Origin of the sequence: Mesoflavibacter sp. CH_XMU1404-2 (assembly GCF_037029465.1) — a bacterium.
Classification (GTDB): domain Bacteria; phylum Bacteroidota; class Bacteroidia; order Flavobacteriales; family Flavobacteriaceae; genus Mesoflavibacter.
This window is the reverse complement of record NZ_JAYMEM010000009.1, coordinates 206,594-230,543: the sequence shown is the minus strand read 5'-3', so window position 1 is coordinate 230,543 and position 23,950 is coordinate 206,594. Positions and strand designations below refer to the sequence as shown.

Genomic DNA, 23,950 nt, shown 5'->3' with positions numbered 1-23,950 from the left:
ATTCATTCTATGCTACTTTTTTGTTTTCTTTAAGCCTGCCGAAAATTCCTTCCAATACCTCGCTTGAATCTTTGACCAAAGAGTAATACAACGTTTGACCATCTCGTCTCGAAGAAATCAATCCGGCATCCTTCATCTTTCGAATGTGTTGTGAAATTGCTGGGACACTCATTTGCAGTATATCTGAAAAATCACAAGGACAAAGCTCACCTTCCTCGTTTAGCAGGAAAAGTATCTTCAGTCTGGTCTCATTACCTGCCAGGGCCAGTACCTTGCCGACACTAATGATTAATTCTGAGGTTGTATTCAAAATGTTACGACAACGCATCAACTGCTTCTGGTCTGCCTCGGCACGGGTGCAACTTAATTCAAGAGCCATAATTAAAATTTTAGCAAATTTATACTTATATTATTATTTAAGCAAATACTTAAATAAAAAAAGCTAACACATCATTCAAATTAACTATAACTTAAAATCTCAAATGTTATATTCTAAAAGTAAATGTAGTTTTTGGGAAAAAATCAATCTACCATTCTCGTTAAGAATCTTTTGCAGGCTAGCAATCAATTTTTTTGAATTCATCAACCTCTAAAAGAAAAAAGATTTTCAACCTCTAAAGCCTTTCCCTAATTGGAAAGATTATTTAAGGTAAATCCTTTTTCTTTTAATCGATGATGTATACTTAAGTTCTTAATCGTTTAGATTCTTTGTTTCCTCGGTAAGTGAACCTTCAAATTTGGGAATTGGGCGATTCTTTCTCTCCTCTTCTGTTTCCACTATTCCATTTTCCTTGATGTCATTGATTAACCATTGCATTTCCATTATTTCCCTACGTTGCGCCTTGATGATTTCATCGGCAAGTTTCCTTACCCTGACATCTTTTATTTTAGAACGTTCGCTAGTTAAAATAGCTATAGAGTGATGGGGTATCATTCCTTCCATATAGTCAACACCAGTAACTGTTATTTGACTTCGAACTAGCCAAATCCCCCCTGCAATCAATAAAACCCCTAGACTCAAAATCATAATATTCTTGTTTCTCTCTTTGTACATATTTAACATATACAGAAGCATAATAATGACCATCGACCCACCCATGATCAGGGTCATAAAAAAACGGGTCTCACTGTACCAGAAATGGTCAATAATCTGATACGAGTGTGTGTACATCAAAAAGAACATCGCAACCATTGAGGTGCCAATCATTGCGAAAAATTTTAAATAATTATTTGGCTTTTTTTCGTTGTTTTCCATAGTTTATATTTTTGGTTATTTTAATTAATTTAATTCATTAAAATTAAGATTTATACAAAACAAGTATTTGCTACAATAGGTAATACTTTAACTCATTTAAAACACTAATCGATTTTACCACATAAAAGTGGCATTGAACTCTCAATATCCTAAAATTCATCAAGCGATTTTCTGTTCTTATCTCTATTATTTTTAAACTGTGTAGGTGTCATTCCCGTAACTTTTTTAAACTGATTACTTAAGTAAGCAACGCTACTATAGTTTAACTTAAAAGCTATTTCGCTTAAGGTTAACTCGTCATAAACGATGAGTTCTTTAACACGCTCAATTTTTTGGTTAATGATATATTGTTCAAAAGTGATACTCTCTACTGATGAAAAAAGTGAGCTTAAATATTTATAGTCCAGGCGCAATTTTTCACTAATAAAGTCTGTCCATTTAATGTTCAAATCTTCTGATGAGTAATAAATTTTGTCTACCACCAAGGTTTTCATCTGTTCTATAAGCTGACTTCTACGGTCGTTGATTAGACTGAATCCAACATCTTGTAGTGCTTTGGAAAATTTGTTTTTATTTTCCACGCTTAAAGATTTTGTTAATTCAACTTCTCCCAATTTTATTGAGCTATATGGTATCTTCAGTTCTTGCAACATATTAGATACCGCAGAGATACATCGTGGACATACCATATTTTTTATGTGAACTTTATAACTCATTTTTTAAAACAACTTTAACCCTGCTTTTGAAAGTGAATAGTAATACGCTGCAATAGCGGCAATAATAAATATGATGATTAGTGCCAATACTCCAATAATTCTATCTTTTTTAGTGATATTGTTCTTGGTTCGGTGTTTATTTCTTTCAGCTTTTCTCCTATTTCTTCTACTCTCACTCATCATCGCTTTTCTTACCATTGCATATATTTCTTTATGGGACTCTTATTTAAGGCTGACCTATTCTATGGTCTCCCTTACTTCACCACATTTTAACATTGCTTCTCCGTAATACGGATTGCGAATTTCTTCTTCAAGGCTTAACCAATAGGCACCTTTATTGTTATCTGCCATAGGGCAATACTCGCTAAAGACTTTTTGGTTTACGCCAAAAAGTTGCACAGCACTTATCATATGTGCAGAAAGGTGCTTAAAATGTCCTCTTTGTGCCGCTATATCTGAATTGTTTTCAATAGCATTTGCAGAATTTTTTACCTCTTTTTGGATTGTCATCCAATGGTTATGTGCTTCTTCATCGGACAATAATTTCATATTTACTTTTGCTAAATTCTGACTTATTCTCTTTGCAGCAGTTTGTGCTTCTTCAGAGTTGTCATCAACTAGAGCATCCTTTAATAGAATATAGCCATCAAAAACCTCTTTTAATTGGCTCTGAAATTTATTAGGAACTTCAATTCTCTTGTTCATCTCTGAATGATTGGTGCTGTTCATCTTTTCCCCTGAACCGTCATTTTGCATTCCTAGATGGCCTTCGTGTCCTGTCATAGTTTTTCCCCCTTCAGCATTCATCATTGATTTTTTGCCTTGCAATTGTGCTGCTGCATCTACAGTGAATGTTCCATTTGTCACTACTTCATCACCATTTGCAAGTCCCTCAAGAATGGTATAACTCTCACCATTGGTATTACCCAATAAAACTTCTCTCATTTCGAAGACAGGTTCGTTCGGTTTTGTTTTAACATAAACTACAGACCGTTTTCCTGTCCACAAAACAGCGGTAGCAGGAACGGTTACTGCACTTTTAGAACCCGATTGAATGCCTTCAATGGTACCTTCAACGAACATTCCTGGTTTAAACTTGTCTTTTATATTATTTAATACAGCTCTTACAACTATAGTTCTAGTCGCTGAATTTAATAGCGGGTCAATGAATGAAATTTTTGCATCAAAAACTTCATTACGGTAGGCGTTTGTCGTTATTTTAATAGTCTGACCTTCTCTTAATAATGCAATTTGATTTTCATAAGCATCAAATTCTGCCCAAACGGTATTAAAGTTTGCAATCTTATATAGTGGTTGACCTTGCTTTACATAGTCGCCTTCTTCTACCATCTTATGAGTGACAGTTCCAGAAACCGTGGCGAATACGGGAAAATATTCTTGCACTTTTCCAGCAGATTCAATAGCGTTAATCTGTTTCTCTGAAAGTTTCCATAGTTTAAGTTTATTTCTTACGGCCTTATAAAGTTCTGGTTGCGATTCTTTAAGTGAGGACGCCGTTAGTAGTTCTTGTTGTGCAGCAACTAATTCTGGTGAATAGATAGTAGCCAAACGTTGTCCTGCACCTACACGTTCTCCTGTAGAATTAACGTATAATTGCTCTATTCTACCACCAAAGTAGGTAACTTGTACCGCATTAGATTCTTCATTGGGCCTAATCTTACCCGATAGCTTTAATGAGTTATCACCCATTTGTCCCTGCCCTACAACTGAGGTTTGAATATTAGCCAAAGCCATAGCATTTTCTGTCATTTTAATCTCATTAGCATTGAGACCATCTGTGCCTGCTTCTGCTGGTATTAAATCCATTCCGCAAATAGGGCAATCTCCTGGTTCCGGTTGCATAATCTGTGGGTGCATCGAACAAGTCCACATTTGGTTAGTAGCGATTTCCTCTGAGTGGTTGTGACCATCCAAAACTGTGTTTGTTGCTGTATCAGCAGAACCTCTACCGAAAATTAGATAGCCACCAAACAGGCCAACAATTACCGCAACACTTATGTAAATAATGTTTTTATTCATAATATTACTTTTTTGTTCTCTTATTTATTTTTCTAATTGTAGGTGATGATGTATACCAAAGTAAAAAACCACTCAATACTGTTATTAATCCCAACAATGAGAATGCTCTTAAAACAATGGTATTAAAATTATCTCGTCCTTGATAATCCATAGTATGTGTCATCCATAAAAAATCGAACCAACGCCAATCTCGGTGGCGAACTGTTTGAAACGCTCCATTTTTAATTGCCACATAAACTTTAAGATTTTCATCAGTTTTGTATGAAATCTCATAAGCTGGCAGAGGTCTTCCCCTATATTCGTGGTGGTCGCTTACTGCTTCAATTCTCTGTATTTTATCTATTTTTAAATCTGATAACATATAACGCTCAGCTACTTTGATTGCTTCTTGTTTGGTAATTTCATTCTTTTTATTACCTGAAACAGCATTGTACAAGTTGTTTTCATTTATCCAATAATAAGGTTCACCAGCTATTTCCAAGAGTTCTAAGTTTTTAATTGGCTCCTCTAAGTTTAGTTGAGCAGTACCTAAAAGGTTATTGAAGGACGTTTGTTTAGGTATCTCTTTCTTAAACTGGTCTCCGTGGATATCATCAATATCTGTCCAACTAAAATACAGACCACTAATCGTCCACATTAGGAATTGAATCCCAATAAAAAGACCTAAATACCTATGTGCCTTTCTAATTTTAAGTGCTGTTTTTCTACCTACCATTAACAACTACTTTTTGTTTCTTGATGAAGAATGTGTTTTAATAATTTTCCATTGGCCATCTATTTTCTTTAGAATTGAGGTTGCTACTCCTTTTTTCTTAATAGTTCGTGACTTACCTGTTTCGTCTGGATTTAATACGATGGTGTAAACATAGGTTTCTGTAGTAAATGCGTAGGGTGCATCTACTTTCACATCGATTTTATAATCTGAAAAAGTAAAACTTTTAAAGTGCCCCAGTTCTGGACCTAGATGGTGTTTTATGTAATGCTCATAGGTACCCTCAATACCGCCTGATTCATATACCTCGGAATCTTTTGCAAACAACTCAAATGTGCCTTTGGTAGTGAGATTTTGCAATGCATCTTTGTACGATTTCATTATTTTTAGAACAGCTTCTTTATCTGTTGTACTCCCTGCATTTTGGCTAAAGATTTGGCCAGTGGTAAACAGAAGTAGTATTAAGGTTGTTGCTAGTTTAAGTGTTTTCATAATTTTAGTTTTATAATGTTTTATTTATTGACGTGTATTCTATTAATGTTGGCAATACCAAAAACCAAAACCAAAAAGCTCAAGAAAACCTCCATAATTACCAAGAGTTTACCAGGAATTGTTAATGGCACTATATCTCCAAAACCAACAGATGAAAAAGTAATTAGGCTGAAATATGTAAACTCAAAAAACCCTTTAAAAAATGAACCTTCAAGTGATGTTGCAGACTTAAAATTTTCTGAATTCAATACGTACAACGCTAGATAATCTGCTGAAAACGAAAGGATAATCAAGACAATTAATACAGCAAACAATGTAAGAACGTGCGTAAGCTGATGGCTTTCGCCTATTATTTTACTTAATTGTATAAAAGTGAGTCTAACAATGAATATCATTTTGGCCAAGGCTAACCCAACAATTAAAAATGGCAGAAATAAGTTATCAGAATTTTCATTAACCCATAATACATAACTTAAGGACAAAAGCGTAACTACGCCAGCAGTGAACAATACTTTTTTAAAGAGCTGTTCGTAAAACCCTGTGTCTTTAGGTATATTGGTTATATCTTCCATATTCATTGTGTTCTAATTAAATAGTTGAAGTGCCAACGCACTACCAATTATTACAATCAGTATTGCATACAGTATGTAATTAAACCATCTTCTAACAGCAGATTTTTCTGCTTTGTGGTGGCATCCGTCTTTACAACATTCTTTCATCGTTTTAAATTTTTATTCTCACTGCAACTTCCAACCATTACTACTTGAAAATGAGAGTTAAACTCTATCCATCAATCAAAAAACAGGTTTCACTCCCATAATCAAGTACTTCTAAAAGAATTTCTCCTTTTCAAAAGTTTGTATTTTGCCCGATAAAGGAAGAGGGATACTATAATTCTAGGGGGATTTAATCCCTCTCCCTTCTTAACAGGCTGCTATTAACCAAATCAATCTTTCTTTTTCTATTATCTTGTGCCTGACATGGGAAGGAATTAACACTAACCATCAATATTTTCCTTCCCACGACAGGACTTTTTAACTATCCTGACAACCTGGTATCTTCTATCCTCTGTTAACTAATAAACCAGCACGATAGGTAGATTGCTTGAAACAGATTATCTAGTGAATAGTTTTTTGAACTTTTCCACATTTTAGCATTCGACTACCGTAATATGGATTTCTCACTTCTTCTTTAGTGCTTAACCAAGCACTCCCCTTATCATACATTGGGCAAAACTGTTGGTACAGCTTATTCTTTGTGCCCGTAATAGCTACTATATCGGTAATATCCCTACTCAACACTTTAAAATGCTCTCTTTGATGGGCTATTTCACTTTTTGAAATATGTTCTGCGTGCTCTGTGGCATCCTCAATAATATCAGTCAATTCTTTTTGCTCTTTAGCTGTATAGTTAGACTCGTCGAACGCTTTCAGTGAAGCCACCAATTTAGTGCTTGCCTCAACTGCTTTTTCTGAATCATCTGCTACCAAAGCATCTTTTAAGCTGAAATAATCACTTAAAATTGCCTCTGCTTTTGTATCACCTTTCATATCCATCATTTTATTGTGATTATGGTCGTGATTCATTTTTTCCTTTTCCTGTGCATTGGTAAAAGAAACTGTTAACAGTAACATTACTATTACACTGATTTTTAAATTTTTCATCTTATCTTTTTTTTTAATTATAAACTGTCTTTTAAATTTTCCATATACTTAACAACCCTCTGTGCTTCTTTTTCTGAAAAAGTAGCCTCCTTGTGAATTAAAGTATAGGAAGCCAAAGGCATCTCACCATTTTCAATCTGTTTAACGATAGACCTTAGCTTGCTTGCTTTTCTTCGACTGGAAAGGGAATCCCATTCATTGAAGTTTAACTCTGCTTTTCCTTCTTTGATATGCCCTTCTAAGAACCAAGCTATGGGTTGCACCTTGCTGTACCAAGGGTACTGTGTGTTGTTACTGTGGCAATCATAACAAGAGACTTGCAGTTTGTTTTGAATATCACTTGGGACATCATTTACCAGCATAAAATCAGTATCGGGAACCGTTTCGCTCTGGTTATAGTCCACAGGAAAAAACTGGATAACCACAAAGGCAATTAATGCTATCCATGCTATGATTTTTACAGCCTTCATTTAATTGATTTCACGTTGTACTTTACCACATTTCAGCATTTTGGCACCGAAATACGGGTTTCTGATTTCTTCATTCATACTGAGCCAGGCACCGCCTTTGTTGTTATCGTACATAGGGCAGTACTGCTCATAAATGGTCATCGATGTTCCGGTGATTGCTATCATATCAGCCATATCCTTGCTCAATACTTTAAAATGTTCTCTTTGGTGCGCTATATCGCTTTCTGAGATATGTTCTGCGTGCTCAACTGCATCTTCAATAATTTCCTTTAATTCTGACTTTTCTTCTTCCGTATATTTAGAAATATCCAAGCTACCCAGACTTTTTGCCAAAACGGCTCCTAAATTTTTCGCTTTTGCGTTGTCATCTGCCACCAAAGCGTCCTTAAGATTGAAATAATCATTTAATACGGCTTGTGAGGCACCATTTCCATTCATTGCCATTTCCTTTTTTTCACCATCGTGGTGTCCATCACTGTTATCGTGATTCATTTTTGAATGGTCTCCATCTGCATTCATCTCTGAATGATGCTCTGTTGAATTATTCTTGTCTGTTTTAGCGTCTTTACAAGACACTGCTGTTAAGGTTACAAATGCTATTGCAACTATCCCTAATACTAATTTTAATTTGCTCATTTTGTTTTTGATTTAATTATTATTGATATATGTTAATCTTTATTTAAAATCTTGCTAAAAGACCGCCACCCCAACCATATCGGTTGTTATAGTTTCCTTGAATTGAAAAATTTCTAGAGAGGATGTATGAAAGACCTACCAACCATTGTGTTTCGCTTTCAAAAGAGCTATCTCCTAAATCATTCACCCATCCAAAGTCTGCTCTATATTCATATTCGCCTTCCAGAAAAATTCTTGGAAAAATCAATAGTTCTCTGTCCAAGCGTATTCTTGGGCGTAGCTGGTTATCCATACTCACATCTACATTGAATCTATAAGGTGTAAAGTATTTTACACCAATAAGACCAACTGTATTGAACTCATCGAAGGAATTTGGTATTTCGGTTTCGGTATTAACACCTACATAGAGACGCACCCAATCATTGAGATACCTGTTGTAATTTACTTCAGCTTCAAGATTTTTGTCATAATCGAATTCTGCTCGTAATCCAAATTCGTTACGGATATTGCTAGAGGTTAAAAAGAGTTCATTAAAGTTTGAGCCTGCACGCAACAATCCCCAAGAATAGTAATGGTCGGTTTCATCTATGAGTTTCTGAACGGGAAAATCTTCCATTCTTTTATCTCTTGGGGTATCATAACTAAACACCCTTGCCATACCTCCCATCATATGATATAGTACGTGACAATGAAAGAACCAATCTCCATACTCTTCGTTGTAGAACTCTATAACCACTTTCTGCATTGGCGGTACATTGACGGTATGCTTTAATGGTGAACGTTCACCATTTTCGTTAACGACCCTAAAATAATGACCGTGCAAATGCATTGGGTGGTGCATCATCGTTAGATTGTTGAGTGTTATTCGGGTTACTTCACCACTTTTTATTTTTATTTTATCGGTTTCCGAAAGTGGAACACCGTTCATACTCCAAACATAGCGTTGCATATTTCCGGTCAGGTTCAACAGAATATCGTTTACGGGTAAGTTGGCCTTGAATGTGGTATTTTCGGTTGCCTTTAAAAAGTCGTAGTTGAAATAGGTTTTACGTGTGCTGTAATCGAAAGACACGGTGTCCTTTTGCATCATAGACATATCGTGACCCATATGGTCGTTTGCCTTCATATCCATTTGATTACCCATTTTGCCATCGTTCATACCATCGTTCATATTCATTTTTCCGTCCTTCATATCCATTTTCATCCCATAATTCTCCTTCAGGTATTCAGGTGTTTTTTTCTTTTTGTTACCTACCATTGAAGGCGCTCCCATTTTCATATCCATTTTGGCCATTTGCTTCATCATTTCCACTTTATCAGGCCTGCCAATTCTTTCGGCTGGGTATAGGATGCCTTCGCCCAAACGCAACGAGGTGCTTCCAGAACCGTCCTGAGCGGTGGCGGTAACTTCTAAAGTACCTTCGGGAATGGTAACGATAACATCATAGGTTTCGGCAATACCGAAGAGGAAACGGCTTTTTGCTACAGGTTCCACATCAATACCGTCGCCCGCAACGACCATCGGGTTGCCACCGCCAAAGTCCAACCAATAATAAGTGGAAGCGGATGCATTGATAAAGCGAAGTCGAACCTTTTCCCCTGGTTTGAATTCTGGATATTCCGCTAACGACTTTCCATTGGTCAGAAATGCAGGATAATAGATATCTGCTATATCGGCTCCTTCCATACGGTCTCTCCAAAATTTGAATTGAGCACCAAGGGCTCCTTCTGAAATGACCCTGCTAAGAGGGACCGCAGTACCTTTTTTAACTTGATACCACTCGTTACCTCTTTTAAGGTTTCGTAATACATTCATTGGTTTTTCATCGGTCCAATCTGACAAAACCACCACCAAATCTTTATCGTATTCCAGAGTTTTTTCTTTTGGATGAATGATAATAGACCCATAAACACCCTTTTGCTCTTGTAACATTGTATGGGAATGGTACCAATACGTACCCGATTGGTTGATGGGTATTCGGTATTGGAAAGTTGTTCCGGGTTTAATAGGTGGCGTGGTTAAATAGGGTACACCATCGTAAAAATTGGGAAGTATCAAACCGTGCCAATGCACTGAGGTTTCTTCATCCATTTTATTGGTTACGTTGATTATGGCAAGGTCTCCCTCATCAAATTCTAGAACAGGTCCTGGAATACTACCATTGATGGTCATTGCTTTTGCGCTTACACCCCCAAGCGTCATTTTATTTTCTTCTATAGTAAGGTTATATTCCTTTATAGTTCGTCCTTCTTCCTTCCTATCCGAACCGTTTGTGCCTACTTGGGCAAAAGTGAATGAGGTAAATAGTAATAATGTGATTATGTTTATTGTTCTCATTTTTTATTGTGTTAAATAATTAATCAAAGCATATTGTACATAATAGCCTTTAATAGATTCTATAAGGTTTATTTGAAATTTTAATTGCAACTCTTGAACATCCAGTACATCGTTAAAATCAATAGTGCCCGTTTCATAATTCTTTATCAAGATTTCTTCAGCATCATTTGCTTGTTTTAGATTGTCCGATTGAATATTGAATTTAATTCTCGCATTTTCTCGGTTGTACTTCGCATCTGCTAATAGGGTTTCAAGTTTGTTTAATCTATCTTCTTTTTGGGACTGTATCTGCAACTGCTTTAACTGATTCTGTTTTGTTACAGATTTGTATTTATTGTTAAAAATTGGAATTGAGATAGATACCATTGGCATTATGATGTCCTTTCCATTGTCAGTAAAATTCATATCAGGACGCTCAGAAACTGGTACATAATCCAGCCCAAAGCCTATATTGGGTGAGCTCTGTTTTTGATTCAACAACTCTGATTGCCCAACGGATTCATAGAGTTTATCATATTTAATGAGTTCAGGATTTAACTGAAGATTTTCTGTCAATATTAATGCGTCCTCATCTGGAATAAACATATCCTCAACCACAGTTACAGCAATGGTCTCATCACGATTTAATAGATTATTGAAGGTTGCCTGTTCGGCAAGGTAATCTTGCTCTAATACTTCTTTTTGTTGTACAAGTTCATTTTGCCTAATTTGAAGACGAAGTACATCAACAGCTGATGCCTTATCAACTTCTACCGACGTTAATGCTAAACGTTCATAGGTTTCTAAAAGGTCGATATTTTTCTCGAGAACCAATTGTTTGGCCCTAATAGCATATAGTTTATAATAGGATTGAGAGACTGAAAGTGCCAATTTGCGCTTCATAATGACAATATCTACATATTGGGCCTCAGCTATTGAGCTTGCGTAATTTTCCCTTGCCGAAATAGTCCCAAACCATGGTAACATTTGCTTGACTGAGAAACGTGCGCGTTGCGCTCCAGTTCGTGTTTCAGGTTCACTAATGAAATAGCCAGCACTTATTTGTGTATCTGGCAGGGTATTAGCTTCATTAACTTTTTCTTCTGCTATGTTGTAGCGCAATTCAAAAGCTTGAATTTCGGGATTGTTATCTTGAGCTTCTTGAATGTAAGAAGCTAATTGCTGTGCATTAATCTTCGCGAAAGCGAAAAAGACAATTCCCAATAGAATTATATTTCTCATTTTGTAGCTTTTTTTAATTTAAGTTCGTGTTTCAAACTAAATAATACCGGTACAACAAATAAGGTTATTAGTGCAATTAACATACCTCCGAAACTTGGAATAGCCATTGGTATCATTATATCACTACCTCTACCTGTTGAAGTGAGTACTGGTAACAAGGCAAGAATGGTTGTTGCCGTCGTCATCAAACAAGGACGGATACGCTTTTCTCCAGCCTCAATTACTGACGCTCTTATTCCTTTTCTGTCTTTAGGCTTGTTTTTATCAAAGGTCTGTGTGAGGTAGGTTGCCATTACCACACCGTCGTCTGTGGCAATACCAAACAATGCAATAAACCCAACCCAAACGGCAACACTCAAGTTTATAGTGTGCATTTGGAACAGGTCTCGTAGGTTTTCACCAAAGAAGCTAAAGTTCAAAAACCAATCCTGGCCATAAAACCAAATCATTAAAAAGCCTCCCGCAAACGCTACGGCAATTCCTGTAAATACCATAAGGGATGTTGCAACAGAACGGAATTGGAAATAAAGAATGAGAAATATAATTAGCAATGCGAGTGGCACAACTACACCAAGTGTTTTTTCGGCCCTTAATTGGTTCTCATAGGTTCCTGTAAATTGATAGTTAATTCCTTTTGGCACAACAAGCTGTCCATTATCAATCTTTTCTTGTATGAGCGCTTGGGCGTTTTCTACCACATCTACCTCGGCATAACCATCCAACTTATCAAAGAGCACGTAACCTACTAAAAAAGTATCCTCACTTTTTATGATTTGTGGTCCTTGCTCATAACGAATGGTAACCAATTCACTTATGGGTACTGGGTTGCCCTTTTCTACCGGAACATAAATATCTTTTAAGTCATTAGGATTTGCACGTAGTTCTCTTGGGTAACGTACACGTATTCCATATCGCTCCCTGCCTTCAACAGTTTGTGTAAGCACCATACCACCTATAGACACTTGTATCACTTGCTGTACCTGCTGTATGGAAATACCATAACGAGCAAGCTTGTCTCTATCGATATCCAATAAAAGGTAAGGTTTACCAACTATTCGGTCTGCAAAAACCGCTTCATCCTTAACACCGTCGGCTTGTTTTAATATATCCTCCAATTGCACTCCAAAGGCTTCTATCTCATTTAAATCTTGCCCTTTCACTTTGATACCCATTGGCGCTCGCATACCCGTTTGAAGCATTACCAATCGGGTTTCAATAGGTTGTAATTTAGGTGCTGAAGTAACTCCGGGAAGTTTAGTTACCTTTACAATCTCTTTCCAAATATCATCGGGCGATTCAATTTCTGGTCGCCAGTTTCTATAATACTCACCATCATCGTCTGGTATAAGTTGTCTATCGGTAATGTTAAAAGGGTCTTTTAATAAGGTGGCATCATACTTGCCTTCGTCTACTTCCAATTCAACATTTGGATTTGTAACCAAGCTACCATCCTTTAACATAAAGAGACCATCTTCATTAACTTTAAATCGTTGTCTTTCTCTTTTATCATTTAAAATGTATTCAGACTTGTACTGAATTACATTTTCATACATTGACAACGGTGCTGGGTCTAAAGCCGATTCTGTACGTCCAGATTTACCAACCACCGTTTCAATCTCTGGGATGCTAGCAACGGCCATATCTAGTTGTTGCAATACGCGCTTATTCTCTTCAACTCCAGCGTGGGGCATTGATGTGGGCATTAAAAGAAAAGACCCTTCATTAAGTGATGGCATAAATTCCTTACCCGTATTCCGCATTATCATAACACCGAAGACAACAATAGCAGTAGGTATCGATAGAAACAAGAGTTTATTGCGTAACGCCCAATTTAATATGCGCACGTAATAGCTCCTAAAAAGCGTAAATATACCCAACAGGCCAAAGCATATTAGGCCCACAAATATTAAGTTCCAGAAAATGCTTCTATCTACACCCAATGGTCTCCAATATTCCGCCAACAAGAATACAATGGCAAAGGCTGAAATAAATATGTTGATGATATTAGCTCTATCTGCCGATATTTTTTCTTTAACAGACAGTAAACCAACAATACCATATGCAACCAGTATAAGCCCAAGGGTATGTCCAAAAATTACTGCTAACAGACCAATTATTACTAAAGCAATATTGAGAATGTATCTAAAAGAAATTTTTACATTACGCTTTCTGAAAAAATAGGCTGCAAAAGGTGGTATAAGAAATAATGCCACTATAAGAGATGCTGTGAGTGCCGCTGTTTTCGTGAAGGCCAAAGGTCGAAATAACTTACCTTCAGCTCCTATCATAGTGAATACAGGAATAAAACTTATTATTGTGGTCATAACAGCAGTTAGAATAGCGCCAGAGACCTCGGCTGTGGCATTATATACAACTGTATTCATTGGTAGGTTCTGGTCATTTTCATCTATGTGACGCAGTACATTTTCAGATAGAATAACTCCCACATCTACCATTGTACCAATGGCGATGGCAATACCAGATAAAGCGACAATATTGGCATCTACATTAAACAACTTCATTGATATAAAAACCATCAATACCGCCACAGGTAATAGTCCTGAAATCAATACAGAAGCCCTGAGGTTGAATACCATAATGATAATTACGAAAATGGTTATCAAAATTTCTAGAGTCAATGCTTCATCAAGTGTTCCTAATGTTTCCTGTATGAGTTCGGTTCTATCATAAAAAGGAACAATGGTCAACTGCGATGTCCTTCCATCGCTCAGAGTTTTAGAAGGTAAGCCTGAACTTAGTTCATTTATTTTCTCCTTAACATTATTAATAACCGCCATAGGGTTAGCGCCGTAGCGGGCTACTACAACACCACCTACAACTTCAGCACCTTCTTTATCTAAAAGCCCTCTTCTTGTTGCAGGTCCGTGAGAGACATTGGCAATATCCTTTAAGCGTATAGAGGTAAAATCTTCTGAAGTAACTACTGCATTCTCTAGGTCTGAAATAGACTTAACATATCCTAAACCCCGGATTAGATATTCAGCTTGGTTTATTTCTAATGTTTGCGCACCTACGTCTTGGTTACTTTGCTTAACAGCTTTAACGACTTGATTTAAGTCAATTTTATACTGCTTCATCAACTCTGGGTTGACATCCACTTGGTATTCTAAAACGTAACCACCAATAGAGGCTACTTCTGAAACACCGCTTGCTGAGGACAGTGCATATTTCACATAAAAGTCCTGGATACTTCTTAATTCTTGTAAGTCCCAACCGCCTGTTACATTTCCATTTTCATCACGACCCTCTAATGTGTACCAATAAATTTGCCCTAGACCTGTAGCATCCGGACCCAGTGCGGGATTCACTCCGTCGGGTAATAATCCAGCGGGCAACGAATTTAATTTTTCGAGAATACGGCTTCGACTCCAATAAAATTCTATGTCTTCTTCAAAAATGATATAAATACTGGAAAAACCGAACATCGAAGAACTCCGTATGGTCTTTACCCCAGGAATACCAAGAAGTGAAGTGGTAAGCGGATAGGTTATTTGGTCTTCAATATCTTGTGGCGAACGTCCATCCCATTTCGTAAATACAATTTGTTGGTTTTCGCCAATATCGGGAATGGCATCCACCGCTACAGGATTGCGTGGTAAGGAACCGGTATTCCATTCAAAAGGTGCGTTTACAACTCCCCAAGCCACGAATAAGGCTAGTAACAGAACCGCTACTAGTTTATTTTCTATTAAGAATTTGATGCTTTTATTTAGCATATAAATGATTTTTAAGTAATTATAATTTTGTTGTCTAAAACAAAAACCAAACAGCTTAGTCCATACAATTTAATGTTGGACTACAGTACTAATTACTTAAAAATCAAATAAGGAAAGTTTGGTCTAAAACTTGAACATCCCTGACCAAGGGAGGCGGAGAATAATCCGTGAAAGTAGGTTTTTCTGTTTGTTGTTCTGCAAACAGATTTACATAGGTGTAAATAAATGTAGCAACTAATTTCTGTTGCTCTTTATTTAATTTATCAAAAGAAAGTTTTAAGTTATCTTGACCATCAACAACTAATTGCTCGTTACTGCAACAGTCTTTTTTAGCCAAACTGCATTCCGAAGAATCAGTTTTTTGTTGGGTTTCCATACCACAGGTATCTACAGCACCAAACATTGAAGTATCCACTAAAACATCCCCACAATAATGACTTTCAATTGTGAAAGACAATGTAGATAGAAACACTAAAAGTGCCATACAAAAGGATACTATTTTATAAAAAACCTTCTTCATTGGTTCTGCAAAGCTACAAAAATTTTTACATTTTAATTTTGTTTAACATAAATTTAGTTTTTTACAAAAGTAAAATACTAGTTACCATCCTTTGATTTACTCATGGTCATAATATACTCTACTAGGCTTTTTATCTCTATAGGAGGATTACCATGATCAAAACTAGATGACTCATATTCTTTATCATTTACAAACACTTTAAGTTTTGCATGTGCAGCACCATCATATTTTCTTTTATCTGAAGGAGCTTTTAGGTATGGGAGTTCTTTAAGCTTAATTTGATTGACCAATCTATTTACTTTATCCCATTGTTTCTCACTTAAATTGACAGTAGCCGTCGTTTTTTTTCCTCTGTCGTCACTATAAAACATAACATCCTTTGTCAATGTCATTTTCTCAAAACTGCCTCGGGAAATTGCCTGATACTCCAGCTTTAAATCTGTCAACTTCTCTTGAGAAATGACAGTTTGCCCTACAATGAGAGTAACGAATAATATTAGCATCTTTTTCATAGTCAATTTTTTGCAAATCTATTAGAAGTTACCAAAATTATAAATCTTGCTGCATTTGAAATATGACAAATGTCATATTTCTGTTTAATCTTTAGATTTACATTTGTATGAATGGGAATTTGTTTAACACTCGTAAAATATTAATAAGGAGTATGTTGAAATAAAAACTCATTTTACTTAAATGTTAAACAAAATTTCTTAAATTTATCAGGTGAAAACATTTTTTACAAAAATATTGTCTTTCTTTTTAGCAGCATTTATTTTGCTATCAACCTCTTCCTTTACAGTAAATATGCATTTTTGCTGTAATAAGTTAGTGGATATGGCATTCTTCAGCAAAGCTGAAGCTTGCAAGGACAAGGTTCAAAAGGAAAATAATCCTTTTAAAAAATGTACATCTATACAAGAAAAAGATTGTTGCGACAATCAGACTATACTAAAAGAAGCTAATGACGCCTTCAAAAAATCAACTACGGTTTTAGAAGCTGACCAATTAGTATTTGTAAAAACATTTATTTACACCTACATTAACCTTTTTGAAGGGCTAGATAAAAATATAGTTCCTTTCCAGGCCTACAGGCCGCCCTTGTTGTCCAAGGACATCCATACTCTATACGAGATTTACTTAATTTGATTTTCTACATAGCAGTAAAAGCCCTTTTACTGCACAATTGGTTATAGCCAGCGCTTATTCTTTGGCTGTAAACTGTTGTACCCTATTCCCTACAGTTTTATTTGCAAATTACCCTGTAAACATTCAATTACAGGATTGGCTATTGAGCAAAAGCCCAATAACAATACCCTATTAGATATGACACAACCAAAAGAATTTTGGGTTAAAAATATGGTGTGTAGTCGTTGCTTAAAAGTAATTAAGCAAGAACTACAAGAACTAGGAATAACTGTCCTTTCCCTAGAGTTAGGAAAGCTTTTAGTAGAAGCACCAAACCTAAGCAAGGCACAAATTAACCAATAGGTTGCCCAAGTGCTGCACGCAAATGGTTTTGAGATTGTAAAAAGTGAAGAAGATATGCTTGTTGAAAGAATAAAAATTATTCTAATTGAACAACTTGATGAGCTACCACTAACGTTAAAAGTTAAGACCTCAGAACATTTATCATCAACCCTTCACCGAGATTACAAGGCATTGAGCAAACTATTCTCATCGAAGGAAAAGACCACCATTGAAAAGTACTTTATAAAATTAAAAATTGAAAAAGTCAAGGAACTCATACAGCTTAAACAGCATTCCTTCTCTGATATAGGGTACTTATTGGATTACAGCAGTGTAAATCACTTATCTAGACAATTTAAGGATGTGGTTGGAATGAGTATGACAGATTATAAAAACACAGAAAATTGGAAGCGAAATTATTACGATGAAATTATGTAGATAAGAACGAAAGTTATGCAGATAAAGGCTAATGTCATTCGCTATTTTCATCAAACTAAAATGAATAAAAAATGAAAACAATCTTCCTAACATTATTAATTATCCCAATACTGGGAATTGGACAGACCATAGAAAACATTGACTTTGTGTCCCCTTTTCACGACGGTCTTTCAGCTGTAAAAAAAGGAAATAGCTGGGCATTTATTGACCAAAACGGCTCTATAATCATTGATTTTAGAGAAGACTTGGTAAAGACCAAAACCGACGGGGGCTACTATCCTCTGTTCAGTAATGGAAAATGTATTATAGCCCGCAAAAAAGATGATATACTCTATTATGGGTTCATTGACAAAAAAGGAAACATAAGTATCGAACCACAGTTTCTAAATGTCTTAAACTTTCAAAGTGACAAAGCCTTAGCATTAATAGTACATAAAGAGACCATAGGCTATAATGATATTTTTAAAAAAGATGTTGTTAACTACCATTATTTTGAAGTGGTCATCGATGAGAACGGAAATTCTCTAGACCACCTTACCCAATTGGCTTTACATATTTCCCCAAAATACTCTAAAAGCAAAGAACCACCTGTTATCACATCTAAATTTATTTCTGATAATCTGATAGCAGTAAAAAGCGATGAAAATAAATGGAACTTAAGAAAAATCAAGTAGTAAGATGTATTCACTTAAAGAAAAAATAAAAAAGTAATAAAACTAAAGATTATGAAAAACAATCACTGGATATGGATGATTATAGGCTGTGGTTTACCGCTTCTGTTCATCTTTTTAGCACCTTCTTTTGGTATAGGAGGAGGCTCTTCCCTTTTCATCTTCATATTATTTATGTTCGCCATTCACCTGTTTATGCCTCACGGGTCTCACGGCCACGGAGGACACAGACACAATAACGGGAACCATAATAGGCACGACCATAATCAAAAGCAGTCTGACAATGGTTCAACTCAGAAAAGAAAAGGACATCAACATCATTAATAATAAATTGTAATGAAACAAAAATTTCAAATAAGCGGAATCAGTTGTGGCGGATGTATTACTAGGGTCAAGAACATCTTGGAGAAGCATCCTAATATCGAAAAAGCAGAAATTTTTCTAGCACCAAAAGGGGCTACAATTATCACTATGAACGAAACGCTCTCGGTTGAAGACATACAAAAGCAACTTGATGAACTCAAAGGATATACAATTTCAAAAATAAATCATTAACAATTTAAAACTAAACATTATGCATTTTTACGACGGACACTTTGGAGGTATGCACCTAATATGGTGGATTATATGGATTATTTTATTGGCTTGGATATTCTTTATCCCAGCAGATATCCCTTATCAAAAAACAAAGAAGGACAGCCCACTGGATATTCTTAAAAACCGCTTTGCAAAAGGCGAAATATCCAAGGAAGAATTTGAGGAATCAAAAAAGATATTAAAATCAGACAACTAACTCAAAACTTTAAAATTATGTATCGATTAAACGTAAAAAAACTCGGATTTGCTTTCGGTCTTACGGGGGCACTAATTTACTTAGGCTGTATGATAGTTATGTCAACAGCAGGTAGGGAAGGCACAATCGATTTTTTCAACAGTCTTTTGCACGGATTGGACACTACAAGTATAATCAGAATGGATGTTCCATTGTGGGAAGCTGGTTTAGGAATCATACAGACCTTCATACTGGGTTGGCTGGTTGGTGCCTGTATTGGGGCATTTTACAATGCACAACTCAAAATAAAAAAATAAAGGCTTGTAACATCTTATGCAATACGTTTGGTTTATATGGTCATTAATTATCCTGGCGCTTTGGGCGGTAATCTATCTCTTCAAGAAAGATTCTAGAAAAGAAATGCTCAAGATGAGCCTGATTACAATGCCTTTTGGTTTAACAGAACCATTGTTTGTGCCAGAATATTGGATGCCACCTTCACTTTTTGATTTGGCTGCAAAAACAAGGTTTGATATCGAAAGTCTCATTTTTTCTTTTGCAATCGGTGGTATTGGTGTGGTACTTTATAATCTTATTTTTAGACAAACCTTGCAAGAAATAACGCATACTGAGCGAAATCACAGAAGACATCGCTTGCATATATACAGCTTATTTGTACCAGCAATCGTGTTTTTAATTTTAGCGCTATTTACATCATTAAACCATATTTATTGTGGAACTATAGCGATGTTCCTAGGTGGTTTAGCAACATTGTACTGTCGCCCAGATTTAAAAAGAAAGATATGGGTTGGGGGCATCTTGTTTACGGTATTATACTTCATATACTTTGGAAGTATCCTTCCATTTTATCCCCGATATGTCGAACTGTACTGGAATCTCGACAACCTAACCCATATTCTTGTCCTAGGCATTCCCATTGAGGAATTATTATTTGCCTTCACCTTTGGAATGTATTGGTCTGGCTTATATGAACACTTATACTGGCATAAACTAATAAGCTTACATAAAACAACTCATAATTAATAATAATTTAAAAATGAAACAAAGACATTTTAAACAACAGAGTAATGAACCTATGGTAGGAACGGTAGAAAATCCAAGCAGAAAAATCTACAAGCTACTCATCAGTATCCTATTTTTAATTTTTGCCTCAATAATACTGTTATCGTGTGCCAATGATAAAAAAGATAAGACTGAAACGGCATTGCTTTCAGTCACTAAAACAAAACCCATTCAAATGAATTCAACTGTTGCTTCTCAAACAACCTATGAAATCGTGCCAAACGATAAAGTCTGTATGGTAAACGACAGGTTTATGGGGGTAGAACAAATACCCATAGATGTTGAGGGCACAACCTATTACGGCTGTTGTCAAGGTTGTGTTGATAAACTGCAGAAAAATATAGATAACGTTCGCTTTGGAAGCAATCCTATTAATGATGTAAAAGTAGATAAAGCAAACGCTGTTATCGTTCAGGATAAAAGTAAAGGCAGCGTCTATTATTTTGCTTCAAAACAAGATGCCCAAAGCTTTATAAATAACAATTGAGCCTAATATATTTCTATTAACAAACTATAAAATTATGAAAATTGTATTGGCAATAGACGGTTCAGATTTCAGCAAAACAGCTGTAGAACAACTTAATAGAATGAACTTGCCACCAAATACTGAAATTCACGTCATAAACGTTTACGAATTTCCCACAGCCCTAGGGCCAGAATTAATGGCGACCGGTGGTAGCTTGAACAATTATTTTGAAGAATTTATAAGTGGTGCTCAAAAAGTGGGTGAAAAAATTATATCGGAAGCTAGTGACACCCTTAAGAACATCAATAAAACACTTACCATAACCACTAGTGTTGTTAGTGGGTTACCTAAAAATGTGATTCTCGAAAAAGCTGAAGAATGGGACGCCGATTTAATTGTAGTTGGCTCTCAAGGTCAAGGCGCGCTATCACGTTTGTTACTAGGGTCTGTTTCCCAATACTTGGCTACTCACGCTAGGTGTTCGGTGATGATAGCAAGGGATAAGAGTAACGGTTAGAAACCATTTTACTACAGGTAGTGAGTTTAAAATGAATATGGAAGATAAACCTATACACAATATAGAATCAAAATCGGCTTGTAAAGCAACGGACAATATATGTCTGCCGGATACCCATTGGCCACGTGTGGTTATTGTAGGTGGTGGTTTTGCAGGTTTGGCTTTGGTAGAAAAATTAAAACACAAAGAAGTACAGGTCGTTTTATTTGACAAAAATAACTTTCACCAATTTCAGCCATTGCTTTACCAAGTGGCAACTAGTGCCCTAGAGCCTGATAGTATAGTGTTTCCTTTTAGAAAGCAGTTTAACGGATATAAAAATGTGGTTTTCCGATTGGCAGAAGTAGAAGAAATTCAACCTTCTTCAAATGTTGTAAAAACTAACAAAGGAAATATTCATTACGATTACCTTGTATTAGCAACAGGTACCACTACCAATTTCTTCGGAATGAATACAGTTGAAGAAAATAGCTTGGGAATGAAGGATATTCGCGATTCCCTGAATATTCGCCATATGATGTTACAGAATCTCGAACAAGCGGCCATTACCTGTGATGATGAAGAACGTGATGCGCTAACCAATTTTGTGATTGTGGGTGGCGGTCCCGCAGGCGTAGAAATGGCAGGCGCTTTGGCAGAATTCTGCAAATACATCCTTCCAAAGGATTATCCAGAATATTCATCTTCCATAATGAATATTTATTTGATAGAAGCCGGAAAAGAGCTTTTGAGCACAATGTCAAACAAAGCATCCTCAAAAACCTTAAGGTATTTAGAAGATTTAAATGTAAAGGTACTTCTTAATGAATCTGTCACTAATTACGATGGCAATAAAGTTTCTACAAAAAGTGGCAAGACCTTTTTAGCAAAGAACCTGATTTGGACCGCAGGTGTCAAAGGGCAATTCCCAGAAGGTATTGATGCAAAGCATGTGGTTAGAGGCAACCGCTTAAAAACAGATCCATTTTTAATGGTAGAAGGTTACGAAAACATTTTTGCCATAGGTGATATAGCGGCTGTGATTACCGAAAATACACCAAAAGGGCATCCACAAGTTGCACAAACAGCGATTCAGCAAGGTAAATACTTGGGCAAAGTATTATTAAAATTAATGAAGAATGAGGGCGTAAAACCTTTTGAATATAAGGACAAAGGGGCATTAGCAACGGTAGGAAAACGAAAAGCAGTAGCCGATTTAGGCAAATTCAAATTTGGAGGTTATTTCACCTGGTTATTATGGTCTATCGTACACTTAATGTCCATAAGCGGTTTTAGAAATAGATTGATGGTTGGTTTTAATTGGGCGGTAAGCTATTTCACTTACGAAAAGAGCAACCGCCTGATTATTAGAAATTTCAGTAAAGCATCAAATTCAAAATCTATTGCCAATTCGCAAACCGCAGTAAAAAACGCATCGGTCAATGATTAAAAGGGCATTACATAATAGCGTATGGAACATTACTAATAAAGTATTTAGTAACACAGGTATTGTACTATTAGTGGCAGTGATAATAGCTATGCTATGGGCTAATTCACCTTGGCAAAACACTTATCAAAATATACTAAATACTACTATTTCATTTAGCATCGGTAATTTTCAATTGACTGAGCCTCTACTACTCTGGATTAATGATGCATTGATGGCTCTGTTCTTTCTTCAGGTAGGCTTAGAATTGAAAAGAGAAATATTGGGCGGTAAGCTATCAACACCTCAAAATGCTATATTGCCCATTGGTGCAGCTATTGGTGGAATGGTTTTTCCAGCCCTTATATATTTTATCCTTAATACTGGTGGCGAAGCATCACAGGGTTGGGGAATACCTATGGCCACCGACATTGCTTTTTCTCTGGGCGTGCTGGCTCTTTTCGGAAAACGCTTACCCATTGCATTACGAGTTTTCTTGGTAACACTCGCCGTTGTGGACGATTTGGGAGGTGTGTTGGTAATCGCGCTGTTTTACACTTCTGGTATATCTACGATGGATTTATTTCACGCTTTTCTTTTCTTTGGATTATTAATTATTGGAAATTATGCAGGTGTTAGAAAAACTTGGTTCTACGCCACCATAGGTATTGGCGGTGTTTGGCTAGCTTTCTTCTTCTCAGGAGTACACCCTACCATTGCTGGCATATTAACAGCCTTAGCAATACCTGGTCGTGTAAAAATTAACGAAGCTACATTTTTAAAACGCCTTTCTGCATTACACAAAAAGTTTAATAAAGAAAAACCTGTAAAAGGTTCGCTAATTTCCCATTCCCAGTTAGAAATACTCGAAGAAATTAAAGTTACAAGTTCAGAGGCTGAAACACCACTTCAAAAACTTGAAAATGCCCTAAATCCATTTGTGAATTTTATAGTGTTACCATTATTTGCTTTTGCTAATGCCGGCATTCACCTACACGGCAAAGTGCTAGAAGTACTTACCCACCCAATAAGTCTAGGAATAGGGTTTGGTCTCATACTCGGGAAGTTTATTGGTATCGTCTTATTTTCAAGAATACTTGTTGCTTTTAAACTTGCCAAACTACCTGAAGCTGTTAATTGGAATCAAGTATATGGAGTGGCCTTTTTAGCAGGTATCGGGTTTACAATGTCTCTGTTTATAAACGAATTAGCATTTACCAATGAAGAATTTATTTATACCGCTAAAGTCGGCATTTTATTTTCATCGTTAATCGCAGGCATTATCGGTTCCCTCATTTTAATAAAAAATCAAACACTTAAAACAATATAA

The 23,950-nt window shown here is 36.1% G+C and carries 28 protein-coding genes; 12 read left to right on the top strand and 16 right to left on the bottom strand.

What is annotated here, in order from left to right; translation table 11 throughout:
• Positions 1-7: 7 nt before the first annotated feature.
• The 16 genes from WA327_RS07035 to WA327_RS06960 all read right to left on the bottom strand — a co-directional run bounded on the left by WA327_RS07035 (position 8) and on the right by WA327_RS06960 (position 16,313).
• A complete protein-coding gene (locus tag WA327_RS07035; protein ID WP_273420625.1) occupies positions 8-379 on the bottom strand; it encodes a metalloregulator ArsR/SmtB family transcription factor in 372 nt (123 codons plus the stop codon).
• 312 nt (positions 380-691) lie between these two features.
• Positions 692-1,255 (bottom strand): DUF305 domain-containing protein, encoded by a 564-nt coding sequence (locus tag WA327_RS07030; protein ID WP_286949751.1) that lies wholly within the window; start codon positions 1,253-1,255, stop codon positions 692-694.
• 149 nt (positions 1,256-1,404) lie between these two features.
• Positions 1,405-1,971 carry an AraC family transcriptional regulator gene (locus tag WA327_RS07025; protein WP_336067995.1) on the bottom strand — a complete coding sequence of 189 codons (567 nt, stop codon included), beginning with the start codon at positions 1,969-1,971 and terminating at the stop codon, positions 1,405-1,407.
• A 3-nt stretch (positions 1,972-1,974) separates the two neighbouring features.
• Positions 1,975-2,169, bottom strand: coding sequence for a hypothetical protein (locus WA327_RS07020; RefSeq protein ID WP_336067992.1), 195 nt, complete (start codon positions 2,167-2,169; stop codon positions 1,975-1,977).
• Positions 2,170-2,208: 39 nt separating this feature from the next.
• A complete protein-coding gene (locus WA327_RS07015; protein ID WP_336067990.1) occupies positions 2,209-4,011 on the bottom strand; it encodes an efflux RND transporter periplasmic adaptor subunit in 1,803 nt (600 codons plus the stop codon).
• Between the two features lie 4 nt (positions 4,012-4,015).
• Positions 4,016-4,726 carry a PepSY domain-containing protein gene (locus WA327_RS07010; protein ID WP_331810548.1) on the bottom strand — a complete coding sequence of 237 codons (711 nt, stop codon included), beginning with the start codon at positions 4,724-4,726 and terminating at the stop codon, positions 4,016-4,018.
• A gap of 6 nt (positions 4,727-4,732) precedes the next feature.
• Positions 4,733-5,215, bottom strand: coding sequence for a nuclear transport factor 2 family protein (locus WA327_RS07005; RefSeq protein ID WP_331810547.1), 483 nt, complete (start codon positions 5,213-5,215; stop codon positions 4,733-4,735).
• Positions 5,216-5,235: 20 nt separating this feature from the next.
• Positions 5,236-5,787: a potassium channel family protein gene (locus WA327_RS07000; RefSeq protein WP_331810546.1), complete on the bottom strand. Its 552-nt coding sequence runs from the start codon at positions 5,785-5,787 to the stop codon at positions 5,236-5,238.
• Positions 5,788-6,333: 546 nt separating this feature from the next.
• On the bottom strand, positions 6,334-6,879 hold the full coding sequence (locus WA327_RS06995; RefSeq protein ID WP_331810544.1) for a DUF3347 domain-containing protein: 546 nt from the start codon (positions 6,877-6,879) through the stop codon (positions 6,334-6,336).
• Positions 6,880-6,896: 17 nt separating this feature from the next.
• Positions 6,897-7,349: a heme-binding domain-containing protein gene (locus tag WA327_RS06990; RefSeq protein ID WP_331810543.1), complete on the bottom strand. Its 453-nt coding sequence runs from the start codon at positions 7,347-7,349 to the stop codon at positions 6,897-6,899.
• Positions 7,350-7,985, bottom strand: a complete 636-nt coding sequence (locus WA327_RS06985; protein WP_129759405.1) for a DUF3347 domain-containing protein — start codon at positions 7,983-7,985, stop codon at positions 7,350-7,352.
• A 43-nt stretch (positions 7,986-8,028) separates the two neighbouring features.
• Positions 8,029-10,323 carry a multicopper oxidase domain-containing protein gene (locus tag WA327_RS06980; protein WP_331810542.1) on the bottom strand — a complete coding sequence of 765 codons (2,295 nt, stop codon included), beginning with the start codon at positions 10,321-10,323 and terminating at the stop codon, positions 8,029-8,031.
• 3 nt (positions 10,324-10,326) lie between these two features.
• Complete coding sequence (locus WA327_RS06975) at positions 10,327-11,544, bottom strand: TolC family protein (RefSeq protein ID WP_331810541.1); 1,218 nt, start codon at positions 11,542-11,544, stop codon at positions 10,327-10,329.
• Positions 11,541-15,281 carry an efflux RND transporter permease subunit gene (locus WA327_RS06970; protein ID WP_336067982.1) on the bottom strand — a complete coding sequence of 1,247 codons (3,741 nt, stop codon included), beginning with the start codon at positions 15,279-15,281 and terminating at the stop codon, positions 11,541-11,543. The genes WA327_RS06975 and WA327_RS06970 overlap by 4 nt, the downstream gene beginning before the upstream one ends.
• A 103-nt stretch (positions 15,282-15,384) precedes the next feature.
• Positions 15,385-15,801, bottom strand: a complete 417-nt coding sequence (locus WA327_RS06965) for an HYC_CC_PP family protein (protein WP_407942454.1) — start codon at positions 15,799-15,801, stop codon at positions 15,385-15,387.
• Between the two features lie 77 nt (positions 15,802-15,878).
• The gene (locus WA327_RS06960) at positions 15,879-16,313 is read right to left on the bottom strand and encodes a hypothetical protein (RefSeq protein WP_129759409.1); all 435 of its coding nucleotides are present in this window, start codon (positions 16,311-16,313) and stop codon (positions 15,879-15,881) included.
• A 211-nt stretch (positions 16,314-16,524) separates the two neighbouring features.
• Between WA327_RS06960 and WA327_RS06955 the strand changes: the two genes are divergently transcribed.
• From WA327_RS06955 to nhaA, 12 genes are all read left to right on the top strand, one after another.
• Positions 16,525-16,947 (top strand): HYC_CC_PP family protein, encoded by a 423-nt coding sequence (locus WA327_RS06955; RefSeq protein WP_336067976.1) that lies wholly within the window; start codon positions 16,525-16,527, stop codon positions 16,945-16,947.
• A 177-nt stretch (positions 16,948-17,124) separates the two neighbouring features.
• Positions 17,125-17,289, top strand: a complete 165-nt coding sequence (locus tag WA327_RS15065; protein WP_407942453.1) for a hypothetical protein — start codon at positions 17,125-17,127, stop codon at positions 17,287-17,289.
• 54 nt (positions 17,290-17,343) lie between these two features.
• Complete coding sequence (locus tag WA327_RS15060; RefSeq protein ID WP_407942451.1) at positions 17,344-17,706, top strand: helix-turn-helix domain-containing protein; 363 nt, start codon at positions 17,344-17,346, stop codon at positions 17,704-17,706.
• Positions 17,707-17,777: 71 nt separating this feature from the next.
• Positions 17,778-18,380 (top strand): WG repeat-containing protein, encoded by a 603-nt coding sequence (locus WA327_RS06945; protein ID WP_129759410.1) that lies wholly within the window; start codon positions 17,778-17,780, stop codon positions 18,378-18,380.
• A 333-nt stretch (positions 18,381-18,713) separates the two neighbouring features.
• Positions 18,714-18,932 (top strand): heavy-metal-associated domain-containing protein, encoded by a 219-nt coding sequence (locus WA327_RS06940; RefSeq protein ID WP_331810531.1) that lies wholly within the window; start codon positions 18,714-18,716, stop codon positions 18,930-18,932.
• A gap of 19 nt (positions 18,933-18,951) precedes the next feature.
• The gene (locus WA327_RS06935; RefSeq protein WP_336067972.1) at positions 18,952-19,170 is read left to right on the top strand and encodes an SHOCT domain-containing protein; all 219 of its coding nucleotides are present in this window, start codon (positions 18,952-18,954) and stop codon (positions 19,168-19,170) included.
• 17 nt (positions 19,171-19,187) lie between these two features.
• The gene (locus tag WA327_RS06930; protein ID WP_331810529.1) at positions 19,188-19,466 is read left to right on the top strand and encodes a DUF5676 family membrane protein; all 279 of its coding nucleotides are present in this window, start codon (positions 19,188-19,190) and stop codon (positions 19,464-19,466) included.
• 16 nt (positions 19,467-19,482) lie between these two features.
• Complete coding sequence (locus tag WA327_RS06925; RefSeq protein WP_331810528.1) at positions 19,483-20,193, top strand: lycopene cyclase domain-containing protein; 711 nt, start codon at positions 19,483-19,485, stop codon at positions 20,191-20,193.
• A gap of 13 nt (positions 20,194-20,206) precedes the next feature.
• Positions 20,207-20,719 carry a hypothetical protein gene (locus tag WA327_RS06920; RefSeq protein WP_331810527.1) on the top strand — a complete coding sequence of 171 codons (513 nt, stop codon included), beginning with the start codon at positions 20,207-20,209 and terminating at the stop codon, positions 20,717-20,719.
• 34 nt (positions 20,720-20,753) lie between these two features.
• A complete protein-coding gene (locus WA327_RS06915; protein WP_331810526.1) occupies positions 20,754-21,215 on the top strand; it encodes a universal stress protein in 462 nt (153 codons plus the stop codon).
• Between the two features lie 37 nt (positions 21,216-21,252).
• Complete coding sequence (locus WA327_RS06910) at positions 21,253-22,644, top strand: NAD(P)/FAD-dependent oxidoreductase (RefSeq protein WP_331810525.1); 1,392 nt, start codon at positions 21,253-21,255, stop codon at positions 22,642-22,644.
• A complete protein-coding gene (gene nhaA / locus WA327_RS06905) occupies positions 22,637-23,950 on the top strand; it encodes a Na+/H+ antiporter NhaA (RefSeq protein WP_331810524.1) in 1,314 nt (437 codons plus the stop codon). Before WA327_RS06910 ends, nhaA begins: the two co-directional genes overlap by 8 nt.